Genomic DNA, 14,661 nt, shown 5'->3' with positions numbered 1-14,661 from the left:
AGCCCGGTGCAAGGCCTTGCATGCCTGCCTACAATCGATCGCATCATGCAAATCCTGAACATTGCGGCCTACAAATTCGTCGCGCTGGCCCAGCCCGACGCGCTGCAAACCAGCCTGGCGGGCAGGCTGCAGGGCCATGCCATCAAGGGCACGGTGCTGCTGGCCGAAGAAGGCATCAACCTCTTCCTGGCGGGCCCGGCCGGCGATATTCATGATTTTTTGGCATGGTTGAAACAGGACCCACGCTTTGCCGACCTGCAGGCCAAGGAAAGCTGGTCCGGCGCCCAGCCTTTTCGCAAGCTGCTGGTCAAGGTCAAGCCCGAGATCATCCGCATGAACCATCCGGCCGTGCAGCCCGCGGCCGGCCGCGCGCCGGCGGTGGACGCCGCCACGCTCAAGCGCTGGCTGGACGCGGGACACGACGACACGGGCCGCCCCGTGGTGACGCTGGACACCCGCAACGACTTTGAAGCCGACGTCGGCACTTTTCACAATGCGATTGACTGGCGCATCCGCAAGTTCACCGAATTCCCCGAAGCCCTGCTGGCGCACAAACAGGAACTGGCCGGCAAGACCGTGGTGAGCTTTTGCACCGGCGGCATACGCTGCGAAAAGGCCGCCATCCTGATGCGCGAAGCCGGGGTGGAGAACGTCTGGCAGCTGGACGGCGGCATCCTCAAGTACTTCGAGGAAAGCGGGCACGCGCATTTTGACGGCGAATGTTTTGTCTTTGACGAACGCCGCGCGCTGGACCCTGCGCTCAAACCCCAGGTCAACCCGCCGGCCAAGCCTTTGAACCCGCCACGCGCCGCCCGCAGGCCCGAAGTTCTCGGGCTGTTGTCCGACAGCTGAGGCGAGGCGGGCGTGCGAAGCTTTTGAGTCGCTTGCATCCCACGTCCGCCAGCCGTCTCCTTTTACGGTAGCCACCATGCCCACAGACACTTACCCCGCACGCCAGCAGGCCTCCCACACCTCCCTGTCTCCTCTTGTCAGGCGCTTTGTCGCCCTGCGCCAGCAGACCGAGGCGCTGATACAGCCCCTGAGCCCGGAAGACTGCCAGCTGCAGTCCATGCCCGACGCCAGTCCCGCCAAATGGCATCTGGCCCACCTGACCTGGTTTTTCGAGACCTTTATCCTCGAACGTTTTGAGCCCGGCTTCACGCCTTTTGACGCCGGCTTTCGTGTGCTGTTCAACAGCTATTACAACGGCGTGGGCGACAAATACCCGCGGCCCAAACGCGGCCTGATCAGCCGGCCTTCGCTGGACGAGGTTCTGGCCTACCGCGCGCAGGTCAACCAGCGCATGCTGGCGGTGATGGACTCGGTCGAGGCCGGCGCCGACAGCGCGCGACGGCAGGAGCTCACCGAACTCGTGACCCTGGGCCTGCACCACGAGCAGCAACACCAGGAGCTGCTGCTGACCGACATCAAACACGCGCTGTCCTTCAACCCCGCGCGCCCGGCCTATGCGAGCCGTTGGCCGCTGGCCGGTATACACCCGCAGCCGGTGGAGTGGCTGCGCCATGAGGCCGGCCTGGTGGAACATGGCTACGACGCCGCGCGCGACGGCGAATTCGCCTTCGACAATGAAACGCCGCGCCACAAGGCCTATGTGGCGGCCTTCGAACTGGCCAGCCGGCCGGTGACCAACGGCGAGATCATGGCCTTTATCGCCGACAAGGGTTACCAGCGCCCCGAACTGTGGCTGTCCATGGGCTGGGACTGGGTGACTGAAAACAAGGTCAGCCTGCCCTTTTACTGGCAGGGTAGCGAGGGTGGCGAAGGCGGCTACCAGCACTTCACGCTGCAGGGCCTGATTGAAGTGGACCCGAACACGCCGGCCTGCCACCTCAGCTATTTTGAAGCCGACGCTGTTGCGCGCTGGGCCGGCGCCCGCCTGCCGACCGAGTTTGAATGGGAGCTCGCCGCGCGCGGCCTGCCGGCAGGCGCCGCGGGCCAGGGAAACTTTGTGGAGACATCGGCCTTCCATCCGCTGCCGCAGCAGGAAGGCAGCCGCGGCCTGCCTGCGCAGATGTTTGGCGACGTGTGGGAGTGGACGCAGTCCAACTACAACCCCTACCCCGGCTACAAGCCCTGGGAAGGCCTGGTCGGCGAGTACAACGGCAAGTTCATGTGCAACCAGTTTGTGCTGCGCGGCGGCTCCTGCGCCACGCCGCAAAGCCATATGCGCGCGAGCTACCGCAACTTCTTCCCGCCCGATGCGCGCTGGCAGTTCAGCGGCCTGCGGCTGGCGCGCGACCTTGCCTAATCGCGCAACACACCGAGCACGTCGGAGTTGAACTCGCGGTTATAGAGAATCAGCACCACCACCGCGGTCGCCAGCGCAAACGCGAAGGTCGAGAAAAACCAGGCCATGATGGCGAAGCTGAAATAGTAAGCCCTGAGCCCGTCGTTAAAGGTCTCCGCCGCCAGGCCCACCATGCGGCTGCTGCGCGCGGCAAAAGCTTCGCGGTCGAACTTGCCGACTTCAAACTCCTGCGGCGAAGGCATGGAGCCTATCAGCAAGGCCACAAAGGTGTACTGGCGCATGGACCAGCTGAAGCGGAAAAAGGCATACACGAACACCGCCACCATCAGCAGTACCTTGAGGTCGAAGATCAGCACCGAGGTGCGGACCGCGAACGGAATTTCGCGCACCAACTCGGCCGCCTTGTCGGTGGTGCCCAGCAGCGCGAACAAGCCGCCGATGATGATGATGGTGGTCGACGAGAAAAAAGCCGGCGTGCTCGAGAGGTTTTGCGTGATGATGCCGTCGATCACGCGCGGGTCGCGCGCGGTAGCCTGCAGCAGCCAGTAATGCCGGTAGCGGTTGGTGGTGCCCAGCAGCGAGGAGCGCTTCCCGCCGTAGCGCCGGGCGAACCAGGCATAACCCATCCAGCCCAGAAAAAACCAGGCAATCGCCAGCCAGTCGCTCCACGGAAGCAGGGTAAAGATTTGCATCGCCTGATCTTAATTTAGCCACCCGCCGTGAACTTCCGTTCCGGCAGCGGGATAAATTCAGTCTCGCCGGGCACCTGCCCCATGGCCTGCGCCTCCCAGTCTTCGCCGGCCTGCACGATGCGCTCCTTGCGGCTGGAGACAAAGTTCCACCACATGAAGCGGTGCGCATCGAGCGCGTCGCCGCCTATCACCACCAGGCGGGTTGGCACACCCGCGCTCAGTTGCACCGCCGCGCCGGGCGTCAGCGTCGCCAGGGTGTGCATGGCCAGCGGCTCGCCGTCGACCAGCAGGTCGCCGTCCACCGAATAGATTGCCATCTGCTCCGCGAGCGGCGGCAGCGTGAAAGGCGTACCGGCGGCCAGGGCCACGTCCAGGTACAGGGTCCTGGAAAAGGTCTTGACCGGCGAAGTCCTGCCGAAGGCCTCGCCGACCAGAATGCGCACGGCGGCGCCGTCCACCGTGGTGGCCGGAATGGTTTGCGCCGGCGTGTGTGAAAACGCCGGCGCGGTTTCTTCAAACTCCTTGGGCAGGGCGGCCCACAGCTGCAGGCCGTGGTTCACATAGGCGGTGCCGCGCAGGTCTTCGGGCGCGCGCTCCGAATGCACGATGCCGCGGCCGGCCGTCATCCAGTTGATGGCGCCGGGCTCTATGCGCTGGGCCGAGCCCAGGCTGTCGCGGTGCATCATCGCGCCCTCGAACAAATAGGTGACCGTCGCCAGGCCGATGTGCGGATGCGGCCGCACGTCGTGGTTGGTGCCGGGCTGCTCGGTCACCGGGCCGAAGTGGTCAAAAAAGATGAATGGTCCGACCGACTGCTGCTGCGCGGCGGGCAGCAGGCGGCGCACCATAAAGCCGCCGCCCAGGTCTTTGTGGTGGCCGGTGAGTTTCAACGCGGTGCTCATGGCAGGCGCTCCAGTTCAGTGATGATTTCCGTCGTGACGGTGGTCATGAGTTTGTGCACGGGGCATTTCTGCGCCACGGCGTGCAGCTCCTGCAACTGGGCATCGCTCAGGGCGCCCTTGATCTGCAACCTGGCCGAGAGCTTGTAGACGCCGCTGCGTTCCTGCGAGTCGTCGCGCTCTATGCGTGTATGGATGTCCTCGACAGGGATGCCTTTTTTACGGGCATACCACATCACGGTCAGGGCCTTGCAGGCGCCCAGGGCCGCGTCGTAGAGGTCGTGCGGGCTGGGGCCGCTGTCAGCGCCGCCTTCGGCTTGGCTGACGTCGGCGGTGAAGCTGTGGCCGCGGATCTGCACCTGCTGGGCCATCGCGGCAGTGAGATCGCGCTGGAGTTCAATGGTCATGGGGCTCCTTTGGGCAAGGGAAAAAGTCAGGTGGAGAATTTCGCGGCGATGGCGGCAACACGCTCGCCGAAGCTGCGCGCGGTTTCCAGGTCGCCGGGGGACATCTCGCCTGCGCCGGCATCGGAGGGCGACTGCGCGATGGCGCCGCTGTAGGAACCCAGGTAGTTGGCGTCGTTGCGCAGCGCGGCCTTGCTGTTGCTGGGCAGCATGCCCTGGCTGACCCAGATGCCGCCGTGCTGCATGGCCAGGGTGAACAGGTAGTTCAGCGTGGACAGCTTGTCGCCGTTCATCGCGGCGCTGTTGGTGAAGCCGGCGAAGAGCTTGTCTTTCCAGGCCTGGCTGTACCAGGGTCTGGAGGACGCGTCGGCGAACTTCTTGAACTGCCAGCTGACGTTGCCCATGTAGGTGGGCGAGCCCATGATGATGGCGTCGGCGGCATTGAGCGTCTCCCAGCCGCCTTCGGGCAGGTTGCCGTCGGCGTCTATGGCCAGCAGCTCGGCGCCGGCGCCTTCGGCCACCGACTGCGCCATGCGCTGGGTATGGCCGTAGCCGGAGTGGTAAATCACGACAACTTTGGGCATTCAATATCTTTCGCGGGAGAAGAATGAAATTTGAAACCAGGCTAAATAAAAGGGCTGCAGCCGGGCATGAAAGCCCCCGCTGCAGCCCTGCTTTTTCGCGGATCAGCCCTTGATCTTGGCGTCCACGCTCCAGGCGCCGCCGCCCCAGGCCGCCACGGTGAGCAGGCCGCCGACCACGGCGATGTTCTTGAAGAACATCAGTTGCTGCATCATGGCCTGTTCGGCGGGCACGCCCCAGTAGTTGTGGAAGATGAAGGTGATCACCACCGTGAAGAACGCGATGCCGAGCGCGGCCCAGCGCGTCATGAAGCCGACCAGCAGCAGCAGGCCCAGTCCCAGCTCAATCGCGATCGCGGCGGCCGCGGCGACTTCGGGCAGCGGCACGCCTTTGGAGGCGATGTAGCCGGCCGTTCCGGCAAAGCCGGCGATCTTGCTGAAGCCGGCGGGCACAAACAGCAGGGCCAGCAGCACGCGGCCGACCAGGGAGAGAGGGTTTTGCAGGGAGTTGAGCATGGTGAATCCTTATATGAGTAAGTGAACTAACGGGGAAATCATGGAGGAAAAAAACACTCTGGGCAAGCGCCGTGCGCTCATGCGCATTCGCGCTCGCCCTGGGTGTGGGTTACAGCGTGTTAGCCGGCGTTAAGGCGCCAGGTCAAACACCAGCACTTCGGCGTCCCGGCCATGGGCCAGTTGCAGCGTGGCTTCCGATTGCAGCATGGCGGCATCGCCGGCCTTCAGCACCCGGCCGTTGACTTCGAGCTGCCCGCGCACCAGGTGCACATAGGTCTTGCGCGTCGCGCCAAGTTCCAGCGTGGCGCTTTCCGCGCCGTCGAAGAGGCCCGCATACAGCCTCGCATCGGCATGGATCAGCACCGAGCCCTTGGCGCCGTCGGGTGAGGCCACCAGGCGCAGGGCGCCGCGTTTTTCGGCGTCGGCAAAGGTCTTTTGCTCATAGCTGGGCGGAATTCCGGTCACATTGGGTTCGATCCAGATCTGCAGGAAATGCGTGGTCTGGCCGTCCGCATGGTTGAACTCGCTGTGCTGCACGCCAGTGCCGGCGCTCATGCGCTGCACGTCGCCGGGCGGGATGCCCTTGATGTTGCCCAGGCTGTCCTTGTGCGCAAGTTCACCGCTCAGCACGTAGCTGATGATTTCCATGTTCTGGTGGCCGTGCGTGCCGAAGCCGCGGCCGGCCGCGATGCGGTCCTCATTGATGACGCGCAGGTTGCCAAAGCCCATGTGGGCCGGGTCGTAATAGCCGGCGAAGGAAAAGGAATGGAAAGACTTGAGCCAGCCGTGGTCTGCGTAACCGCGTTCGCTGGAGGTTCTTAAAGTCATCATGAGGTGCTCCTTTCGAGCTGGGTTGAGATTCGTTGGCGATGACTCCAATGTAGGCGGGGGACCCCGGCTTTCCATTGCTTCGCTTTGATGGCATCATTCAAATTATTTGAATCATTACTATGCCAGCGATCAACAACCGGGTACGCGACGCCTTGACGCCCGAAACCCTGGGCCTGATAGGCGCCATTCACGGCGCCGGCAGCATGGCGGCGGCCGCGCGCGCGCTGGGCCTGGTTCCCAGCGCCCTGACCTACCGGATACGCCAGGTGGAAGACGCGCTGGACGTGCTGCTCTTTGACCGCTCCTCGCGCCAGGCCAAACTGACCGAGGCCGGCAAGGAACTGCTGCGCGAGGGCAACCGCCTGCTGGCCGAGCTCGACGCCGTGGCCAACCGGGTCAAGCGCGTGGCCACCGGATGGGAGCCGCAGCTCACGCTGGCGGTGGACAGCGTGATCTCGCGCACCACGGTGATGGAGCTGTGCGAGGCGTTTTTCGCGCTGAACCCGCCCACCCGATTGCGCCTGCGCGAAGAGGCGCTGTCGGGCACGCTGGAGGCGTTGACCTCAGGCCAGGCCGACCTGGCCATAGGCGTGGCCATAGAGCCGTCCGTCAACAGCTCGGTGCAGCACAAGACCCTGGGCAGCATCCATTTCATCTATGCGGTCGCGCCCCACCACCCGCTGGCGCAGGCCCCCGAGCCCGTGACCGACGCCATGCTGATGCCGTACCGCGCCGTGGCCGTGGCCGATTCGGTGCAGCGCGGCAGCGGCATCACGGTGGGACTGCTGGGCGGGCAAGACATCTTCACCGTGCCCGGCATGCAGGAAAAACTCCAGGCGCAGCTGCGCGGCCTGGGCGGCGGCTTCCTGCCGGAATACCTGGCACGCCCCCATGTCATCACCGGCCGGCTGGTGGAAAAACGCATGCAGCGCGCCCCGCGCCAGGTGCCCATGAGTTATGCCTGGCTGCGCGCGCCCGACGGCAAGGAAGGGCGCGCGCTGCAGTGGTGGCTCAAACAATTGGAGAGCGCGGCCACGCGAAAAGCGCTGCTGGAAAGAGAGCAGTCCCTGTGAAAACCCGTAGTCGGTTCTTAATCCGGGCGAGGGAGCCCGGCCTGCGTGTAGAGTGTGCCTATGGTTTATGGTTGAGATGTGATGACCAATGCCGGGAGGCCGTGAATTGCGTGCGGGAGCAGCAAGGCGCCTCATTCATCAACCCGAAAGAAACTTAGAGACCTCAAATATGAAAAAAAACGCCAGCCTCCCCCTCCCTGAATCCGCGGCCCGGCGCCGCATCGCGGTCATAGGCGCGGGCATCGCCGGCATTGCCTGCGCGCGCACGCTGGCGCAGGCCGGCCACCAGGTCACGGTGTTCGAGAAGAGCCGCGAAGTCGGCGGGCGCATGGCCACCCGGGACAGCGAATTCGGCGGCTTCGACCACGGCACGCAGTATTTCACCGTGCGCGACGCGCGTTTCGAAAAAGCCCTGGCCACAGTCCCCGGGCTGGTGCGGCCCTGGAGCGCCAACACCGTGCGCATCCTCGACGAGCTGGGCCGCGTCGTGGCCTCGGCGCTGCCACCCAAGGAAGCGCACTGGGTTCCCACGCCGGGCATGAACGCGTTGCTGCGCCAATGGGCCCAGCCCCTGGCGGCCGCGGGCTGCCTGCTGCTGGAGACCGAGGTGCTGCGACTGGAGCGCGACAAACTGCACCCCGAACAGTGGCAGCTGCAGACCGAAGGACCGGGCGCCGGTAGCCGGGTGCACTCGGGCTTTGACGACGTGGTACTGGCCCTGCCCTCGCCGCAGGCGCACGCCCTGCTGCTGAGCTCGCAACAGGGCAAGCCGCTGATGGAGGCGCTCTCCAAGGTCAGCGTGGCGCCCTGCTGGACGCTGATGCTGGCCTTCCCCCAGGCCATGCAGCCCACCATGGCGCACCTGGGCCCCCATTGGAACGCGGCGCGCAGCACCCACCACCGCATCGCCTGGCTGGCGCGCGAGTCGTCCAAGCCCGGGCGCAGCCCGATCGAACGCTGGACCGTGCAGGCCAGCCCCGACTGGTCGCAGCGCCACCTGGAAGACGACGCCGAACGCGTCAAGGCCAAACTGCTCAAGGCCTTCACCGAAGTCACCGGCATACGCGCGGCGCCGCCCCATGCCGTGGTGCACCGCTGGCGCCATGCCCAGACCCTGCAGCCCCTGGGCAAGACCCATGTATGGGACGCCAAATCCCGCATAGGCGCCTGCGGCGACTGGTGCCTGGGCCACCGCGTCGAAGAAGGCTTTGTATCGGGCCTTGAAATGGCTCTTGCCATCGCCTGAAACCAGGTTCGGGAGCGCCCGCATGGAGGCCGAATACCGGGGCCGGTTTGCCCCATCTCCCACCGGCCCGCTGCATGCCGGCTCACTCGTCGCCGCCCTGGCCAGCTGGCTGGACGCCCGCGCGCACCAGGGCCGCTGGCTGGTGCGCATCGAGGACGTCGATACGCCGCGCTGCGTGCCCGGCGCCGGCCAGACGATTCTTGAACAACTGGCCCAATGCGGCCTGCTGCCGGACGAGCCGCCCGCCTACCAATCGCAGCGCGGCGCGCTGTACCAGCAGGCGCTGGATTCACTGGTCGCGCGCGGGCTGGCCTACCCTTGCGGCTGCACGCGCCAGGACATCGCCCGGGCGCTGGCGGCTTCCGGGCAGCCGCGCGAGCGCCATGGCGAGCTGGTTTACCCCGGCACCTGCCGCGACGGCCTGCACGGCCGCAGCGCGCGTGCCTGGCGGCTGGACACGCGAGCCCCCGCGAGCACCAACTGGCAGGACCGCCGGCTGGGCCCGCAATCGCAGGATGTGGCCCGCGAAGTGGGCGACTTCGTGCTCAAGCGTGCCGACGGCCTGTGGGCCTACCAGCTGGCCGTGGTGGTCGACGACGCGGCCCAGGGCATCACCGACATCGTGCGCGGTGAGGACCTGGCCGACAACACGGCGCGGCAAATCCTGCTGCAGCGCGCGCTGGGCCTGCCGCTGCCGCGTTACCTGCACACGCCGCTGGTGCTGGGCGAGAACGGCGAAAAGCTCTCCAAGCAAAACGGCGCGCAGGCCCTGGACACCTCCCAGCCGCTGGCCCTGCTGCGGCAGGCCGCCGCGGTTCTGGGCCTGCCGCCGGGCATAGACGCCGACACGCCGCAAGACTGGCTGCGCCAGGCCGTGCCCCTCTGGGCGGTGCGCCTTAAAATCAGCCGGTGACAGATACAACTTCCCCCCTCCCGCCCTCCGCCCTCCCCGACCCCTCCACCGAAGGCGCGGCCGCCGAGCCAGGCACACCGCGCAACATCCGCAGCTTTGTGCGCCGCACCGGCCGCACCACCGTCGGCCAGGCCAAGGCCTTTGCCGACGTAGGCCCCCAGTTCCTGCTGCCCTATGCGGCAGCGCCGGCGGACTTCGAGGCCATGTTCCAGCGCCAGGCCCCCACCATCCTCGAGATAGGCTTCGGCATGGGCGAAGCGACGGCCCACATCGCCGCGCTGATGCCCGAGAAAAACTTCCTGTGCTGCGAGGTCCACACCCCCGGCGTGGGCGCGCTGCTCAAGCGCATCAGCGAGCAGGGGCTCACCAACATCCGCATCCTGCAGCACGACGCCGTTGAGGTGATAGACAACATGCTCGCGCCGGCCAGCCTGGACGGTGTGCACATCTTCTTTCCCGATCCCTGGCACAAAAAACGGCACAACAAGCGCCGGCTGATCCAGGCACCGCTGGTCGCCAAGCTGGCCGCCCGCCTCAAGCCCGGGGGCTACCTGCACTGCGCCACCGACTGGCAGCCCTATGCCGAGCAAATCCTCGAAGTGCTGGCAGCCGAGCCGCTGCTGCGTAACACGGCGGAAGCTTCCCAGGGCGGCTACGCGCCCAAGCCGGCCTACCGGCCCCTGACCAAATTCGAGAACCGCGGCATCAAGCTGGGGCACGGCGTCTGGGATGTGGTGTTCACCCGTGTGTGAATGTCCGCCCCAGCCGGCATGAGCGGGCAGCCGTCCCACGGGCTGCCCACCCGCGAAGGTGTCAGCCCCAGCTGCGTGGGCCTGCCGGCGGGCGACTGGCCCAGCATCACCGACTTCCTGGTGCAGCGCTTTCCCGCAATCACGCGTGAAACCTGGCTGCAGCGCATGCGGGACGGCCTGGTGGCCGACGAGTTCGGCGTGCCCGTTACCGCTGAACGGCCCTACCGCGGCCACATGCGCGTGTACTACTACCGCGCGCTGGAGGACGAGCCCCGCGTGCCCTTCGAGGCCAGCGTGTTGTACCAGGACGAGCACCTGGTCGTGGCCGACAAACCCCATTTCCTGCCGGTCACGCCCTCAGGCCACTATGTGCAGGAAACACTGCTGGTACGCCTCAAAAACCGCCTGGGCCTGGACGGCCTGGCGCCGCTGCACCGCATAGACCGCGAAACCGCCGGCCTGGTGCTGTTTTCGGTCAGGCCCGCCGACCGGGATGCCTATCAGGCGCTGTTCAGGCGCCATGAGGTGGCCAAACACTACGAGGCCATCGCGCCATGGCGTGAAGACATTGTTTTTCCGCTGGTTCGCCAAAGCCGCATCGTGCAGGGCGAACCCTTCTTCCGGCAACAGGAAGCGCCCGGCCCCGCCAACAGCGAAACCCATATCAGCGTGCTGCAAGCCGGCGGCAACTGGGCCCGCTATGCCCTGAGCCCCGTCACCGGCAAGAAACACCAGCTGCGGGTGCATATGCATGCCCTGGGTATTCCCATCCTCAACGACAGGATCTACCCGCCTGTACACCCCACGCCCGACGACGACTACACCCGTCCCTTGCAGCTCCTCGCGAAATCCATGTATTTCATGGACCCGGTCACGGGTCAACAACGGTCTTTCCAGACCCGTTTGAGCCTGCTGGCAGGCCTGCCCCCGGCAACCGGCGGCTAAGCCTCTCTCGTTCTCTCCAGCCAAACCGCAGCATGCGGGTGCCCCTGCCCGCGCAGCCGGGCTGCGTCCGACAGCCGTGATGACAGGCTCCCGGCCTGCCCATGTCTCCTCATCCCAACGCATTTCCCGACTCCACAACCCCCTGGAAGGCCGACATGGGCCGGACCCCGGTATTAATCCAAAAGTGACGCTTTTCGTGAAATCGGTCACCAAAGATGTCAGGAAAGAGATGAAAAATCGCGTATTAGTTACATATTGAATCACTTTTCAGGATTCTCTACGTAGAAACCGATATATCTAGCATCTTGCATGCACGTGATTTTTTTCTCAAAAAATCAATCTAATCAATGCTTTACAAGAAATATACGAGGATTTTTCACATGCATTTTCCGAAGCCTATGGGAGAATCCTGTGAACTAGTTACATCGTTTGTACATATTTTTACAAGTAGCACTTAAGAAAACACCACTGGCCATACCCCTGTCCTCACCCCACCATGAACAAGTTCTACCGTACCGTCTACAGCGAGCTTCTGGGCACCTGGGTCGCCGTGTCCGAGAACTCGAGCGCGCGCGGCAAACGCAGCGGGTCCAGGGTGGTGCAGGTCGGCGCCGCAGGCGCTGTGGTGTTTGCAGGGCTCTTCAGCGGCGGCCTCAGCCCCGTGAGTTCAGCCTATGGGCAAACATTGCCGGAAGCCGCCTGTACCGCGGGCAATGGCGGCACGATGTACTCCGCCGCCTCGACCTGCGTGAATTACGTCAACAACACACGCATCTACCTGAATTCGCTGTCGACATCGACCTCCACCGGACTTAGCAGCCTCTCCACAGGGCTCAGCACCACCGACAGCAACGTGACTTCGCTGTCGACCTCGACGTCCACGGGCCTGAGTACCGCCACCAGCCGCATCAACTCGCTGTCAACGGGGCTGAGCACCACGGACAGCCGCGTCACCTCGCTGTCGACGTCTACATCCACGGGCCTGAGCACCGCCACAAGCAGCATCACGTCCCTGTCGACCTCGGCCTCCACCGGCATCAGTTCGCTGTCCACCGGCCTGAGCACCACCAACAGCGGCGTCACCTCGCTGTCGACGTCCACCTCGACCGGTTTGAGCACTGCAGCAAGCGGGATCGTCTCGCTGTCGACCGGCCTTAGCAGCACCAACAGCAGCGTGACGTCCTTGTCGACGTCGACCTCCACGGGCTTGAGCACCGCAAGCAGCGGCATCATTTCGCTGTCCACCGGTTTGAGCACGGCCAGCAGCAGCGTGGCCTCGCTGTCGACCTCGGCGTCCACCGGCATCAGTTCCCTGTCCACCGGCCTGAGCACCACCAACAGCGGCGTCACTTCGCTGTCGACATCCGCCTCGACCGGTATCAGCTCCCTGTCCACGTCGACGTCGACCGGATTGAGCACCGCTACCAGCGGCATTACATCGCTGTCCACCGGACTGAGCACGACCAACAGCAGCGTCACGTCGCTCTCCACATCGACCTCCACCGGCCTCAGCACAGCAACCAGCAGCGTCACGTCGCTGTCGACATCGGCCTCGACAGGCCTGAGCACCGCCACTAGCGGGATCACCTCACTCTCCACCGGCCTGAGCACCACCAACAGCAGCGTCACCTCGCTGTCGACATCGACATCGACAGGGCTGAGCACCGCTTCCAGCGGAATCACGTCCCTGTCCACAGGCCTGAGCACGGCCAACAGCAACGTCACTTCGCTGTCAACTTCGACGTCGACGGGCCTCAGCACTGCAACCAGCCGCATCAACTCGCTGTCAACGGGACTGAGCACCACGGACAGCCGTGTCACCTCCTTGTCCACCTCCACTTCGACAGGCCTGAGCACGGCGACCAGCGGCATCACCTCGCTCTCCACCGGGCTCAGCACAACCAACAGCAGCGTGGCCTCGCTGTCGACCTCGGCATCTACGGGCTTGAGCACCGCCACCAGCGGAATCACTTCCCTGTCCACAGGGCTGAGCACTACGGACAGCCGTGTCACGTCGCTGTCCACCTCGACATCGACCGGCTTGAGCACCGCAGACAGCCGGATCACGTCACTGTCAACCTCGACGTCGACGGGCTTGAGCACCGCCACCAGCGGCATCACTTCACTGTCTACCGGCCTGAGCAGCACCAACAGCAGCGTGGCCTCGCTGTCGACCTCGGCATCGACGAGCGTCAGTTCGCTCTCGACCTCCACGTCCACCGGCCTGAGCACGGCTAGCAGCGGCATCATTTCGCTGTCGACGGGCCTGAGCACCACGAACAGCAGCGTGATATCACTGTCGACTTCGACGTCTACGGGTTTGAGCACAGCCGCCAGCGGCATCACCTCGCTGTCAACGGGACTGAGCACCACCAACAGCAGCGTCACCTCGTTGTCGACCTCCACCTCAACGGGACTGAGCACTGCGGCAAGCGGCGTCGTTTCCCTCTCCACGGGCTTGAGTACTACCAACAGCAGCGTGGCTTCGCTGTCAACTTCAGCATCGACGGGCATCAGCTCTCTCTCGACCTCCACCTCCACAGGTTTGAGCACGGCCACCAGTGGCATCACTTCACTGTCCACGGGTCTGAGCACAACCAACAGCAATGTGGCGTCCCTGTCGACGTCGACCTCCACAGGCTTGAGCACGGCCGATAGCCGGATCACATCCCTTTCCACCTCGACATCGACCGGCGTCAGTTCCCTATCCACGGGCTTGAGCACCGCAAGCAGTGGCATCATTTCGCTGTCCACAGGGCTGAGCACCGCGGACAGCCGCGTCACTTCGCTGTCCACCTCGGTATCGACCGGCTTGAGCACCGCAGACAGCCGGATCACGTCACTGTCAACCTCGACGTCGACAGGCTTGAGCACCGCCACCAGCGGCATCACTTCACTGTCCACCGGTCTGAGCGGCACCAACAGCAGCGTGGCTTCGCTGTCGACCTCGGCATCGACAGGTATCGGCTCGCTCTCGACCTCCACGTCCACCGGCCTGAGCACAGCCGCCAGCGGCATCATTTCGCTGTCCACGGGCTTGAGCACAACGAACAGCAACGTCACTTCGCTGTCGACCTCGACGTCCACGGGGCTGAGCACCGCCACCAGTGGCATCAGCTCCCTGTCGACCGGCTTGAGTACGACCAACAGCAGTGTCGCGTCCCTGTCCACGTCCTCGTCCACGGGCCTCAGCTCGCTCTCAACCTCAACGTCCGCCGGCCTGAGCACGGCTGCCAGCGGGATTACCTCGCTGTCCACCGGGCTAAGCACCGCCGACAGCCGTGTCACTTCGCTGTCCACCTCCGCATCGACCGGCCTGAGCACCGCAACCAGCGGCATCGCATCCCTGTCGACTTCGACCAGTTCGCTGTCCACCGGCCTGAGCACGACCAACAGCAACGTGACATCACTGTCGACTTCCACGTCTACGGGTTTGAGCACCGCCGCCAGCGGCGTTACCTCGCTGTCGACCGCCAGCAGCTCGCTGTCCACTGGGCTCAGCACGGCCAACAGCAATGTCACCTCGCTCTCCACGGGCCT

14 protein-coding genes are annotated in these 14,661 nt (G+C 64.9%); 8 read left to right on the top strand and 6 right to left on the bottom strand.

The features are described 5' to 3' along the window. Nucleotides 1-45 precede the first annotated feature (45 nt). Both PMI15_RS18450 and egtB read left to right on the top strand, forming a co-directional pair. Nucleotides 46-852: a sulfurtransferase gene (locus PMI15_RS18450; RefSeq protein ID WP_007872591.1), complete on the top strand. Its 807-nt coding sequence runs from the start codon at nucleotides 46-48 to the stop codon at nucleotides 850-852. A gap of 76 nt (nucleotides 853-928) precedes the next feature. Then, nucleotides 929-2,269, top strand: coding sequence for an ergothioneine biosynthesis protein EgtB (gene egtB, locus PMI15_RS18445; protein ID WP_007872588.1), 1,341 nt, complete (start codon nucleotides 929-931; stop codon nucleotides 2,267-2,269). Here egtB and PMI15_RS18440 read toward each other — a convergent pair. The 6 genes from PMI15_RS18440 to PMI15_RS18415 all read right to left on the bottom strand — a co-directional run bounded on the left by PMI15_RS18440 (nucleotide 2,266) and on the right by PMI15_RS18415 (nucleotide 6,192). Next, nucleotides 2,266-2,961 carry a DUF599 domain-containing protein gene (locus PMI15_RS18440; protein WP_007872584.1) on the bottom strand — a complete coding sequence of 232 codons (696 nt, stop codon included), beginning with the start codon at nucleotides 2,959-2,961 and terminating at the stop codon, nucleotides 2,266-2,268. The two genes, egtB and PMI15_RS18440, sit on opposite strands and share 4 nt — an antisense overlap. 14 nt (nucleotides 2,962-2,975) lie before the next feature. Continuing rightward, nucleotides 2,976-3,863, bottom strand: coding sequence for a pirin family protein (locus tag PMI15_RS18435; RefSeq protein ID WP_007872581.1), 888 nt, complete (start codon nucleotides 3,861-3,863; stop codon nucleotides 2,976-2,978). Continuing rightward, nucleotides 3,860-4,267 carry an OsmC family protein gene (locus PMI15_RS18430; RefSeq protein ID WP_007872578.1) on the bottom strand — a complete coding sequence of 136 codons (408 nt, stop codon included), beginning with the start codon at nucleotides 4,265-4,267 and terminating at the stop codon, nucleotides 3,860-3,862. The genes PMI15_RS18435 and PMI15_RS18430 overlap by 4 nt, the downstream gene beginning before the upstream one ends. Before the next feature lie 26 nt (nucleotides 4,268-4,293). Further along, on the bottom strand, nucleotides 4,294-4,848 hold the full coding sequence (locus tag PMI15_RS18425) for a flavodoxin family protein (protein ID WP_007872574.1): 555 nt from the start codon (nucleotides 4,846-4,848) through the stop codon (nucleotides 4,294-4,296). Between the two features lie 102 nt (nucleotides 4,849-4,950). Next, nucleotides 4,951-5,361 carry a DoxX family protein gene (locus PMI15_RS18420; protein ID WP_007872570.1) on the bottom strand — a complete coding sequence of 137 codons (411 nt, stop codon included), beginning with the start codon at nucleotides 5,359-5,361 and terminating at the stop codon, nucleotides 4,951-4,953. Between the two features lie 129 nt (nucleotides 5,362-5,490). After that, a complete protein-coding gene (locus tag PMI15_RS18415; RefSeq protein ID WP_007872568.1) occupies nucleotides 5,491-6,192 on the bottom strand; it encodes a pirin family protein in 702 nt (233 codons plus the stop codon). Nucleotides 6,193-6,311: 119 nt separating this feature from the next. Between PMI15_RS18415 and PMI15_RS18410 the strand changes: the two genes are divergently transcribed. From PMI15_RS18410 to PMI15_RS24880, 6 genes are all read left to right on the top strand, one after another. Next, a complete protein-coding gene (locus PMI15_RS18410) occupies nucleotides 6,312-7,265 on the top strand; it encodes a LysR substrate-binding domain-containing protein (protein WP_007872565.1) in 954 nt (317 codons plus the stop codon). Nucleotides 7,266-7,434: 169 nt separating this feature from the next. Beyond that, on the top strand, nucleotides 7,435-8,511 hold the full coding sequence (locus PMI15_RS18405) for an NAD(P)/FAD-dependent oxidoreductase (protein ID WP_007872562.1): 1,077 nt from the start codon (nucleotides 7,435-7,437) through the stop codon (nucleotides 8,509-8,511). 22 nt (nucleotides 8,512-8,533) lie between these two features. Then, nucleotides 8,534-9,424: a tRNA glutamyl-Q(34) synthetase GluQRS gene (gluQRS, locus tag PMI15_RS18400; RefSeq protein ID WP_007872559.1), complete on the top strand. Its 891-nt coding sequence runs from the start codon at nucleotides 8,534-8,536 to the stop codon at nucleotides 9,422-9,424. Further along, a complete protein-coding gene (gene trmB / locus PMI15_RS18395; RefSeq protein WP_007872557.1) occupies nucleotides 9,421-10,176 on the top strand; it encodes a tRNA (guanosine(46)-N7)-methyltransferase TrmB in 756 nt (251 codons plus the stop codon). Before gluQRS ends, trmB begins: the two co-directional genes overlap by 4 nt. Next, a complete protein-coding gene (locus PMI15_RS18390) occupies nucleotides 10,177-11,121 on the top strand; it encodes an RluA family pseudouridine synthase (RefSeq protein ID WP_157214672.1) in 945 nt (314 codons plus the stop codon). It begins immediately after the preceding gene. Between the two features lie 496 nt (nucleotides 11,122-11,617). Further along, on the top strand, nucleotides 11,618-14,661 hold a 3,044-nt coding region (locus tag PMI15_RS24880), incomplete at its 3' end, for an ESPR domain-containing protein (RefSeq protein ID WP_202948897.1).

Origin of the sequence: Polaromonas sp. CF318, assembly GCF_000282655.1 — a bacterium.
Lineage (GTDB): Bacteria > Pseudomonadota > Gammaproteobacteria > Burkholderiales > Burkholderiaceae_C > Polaromonas.
Note: the sequence above shows the minus strand (reverse complement) of the source record. Positions and strands in the feature narration are given on the sequence as shown.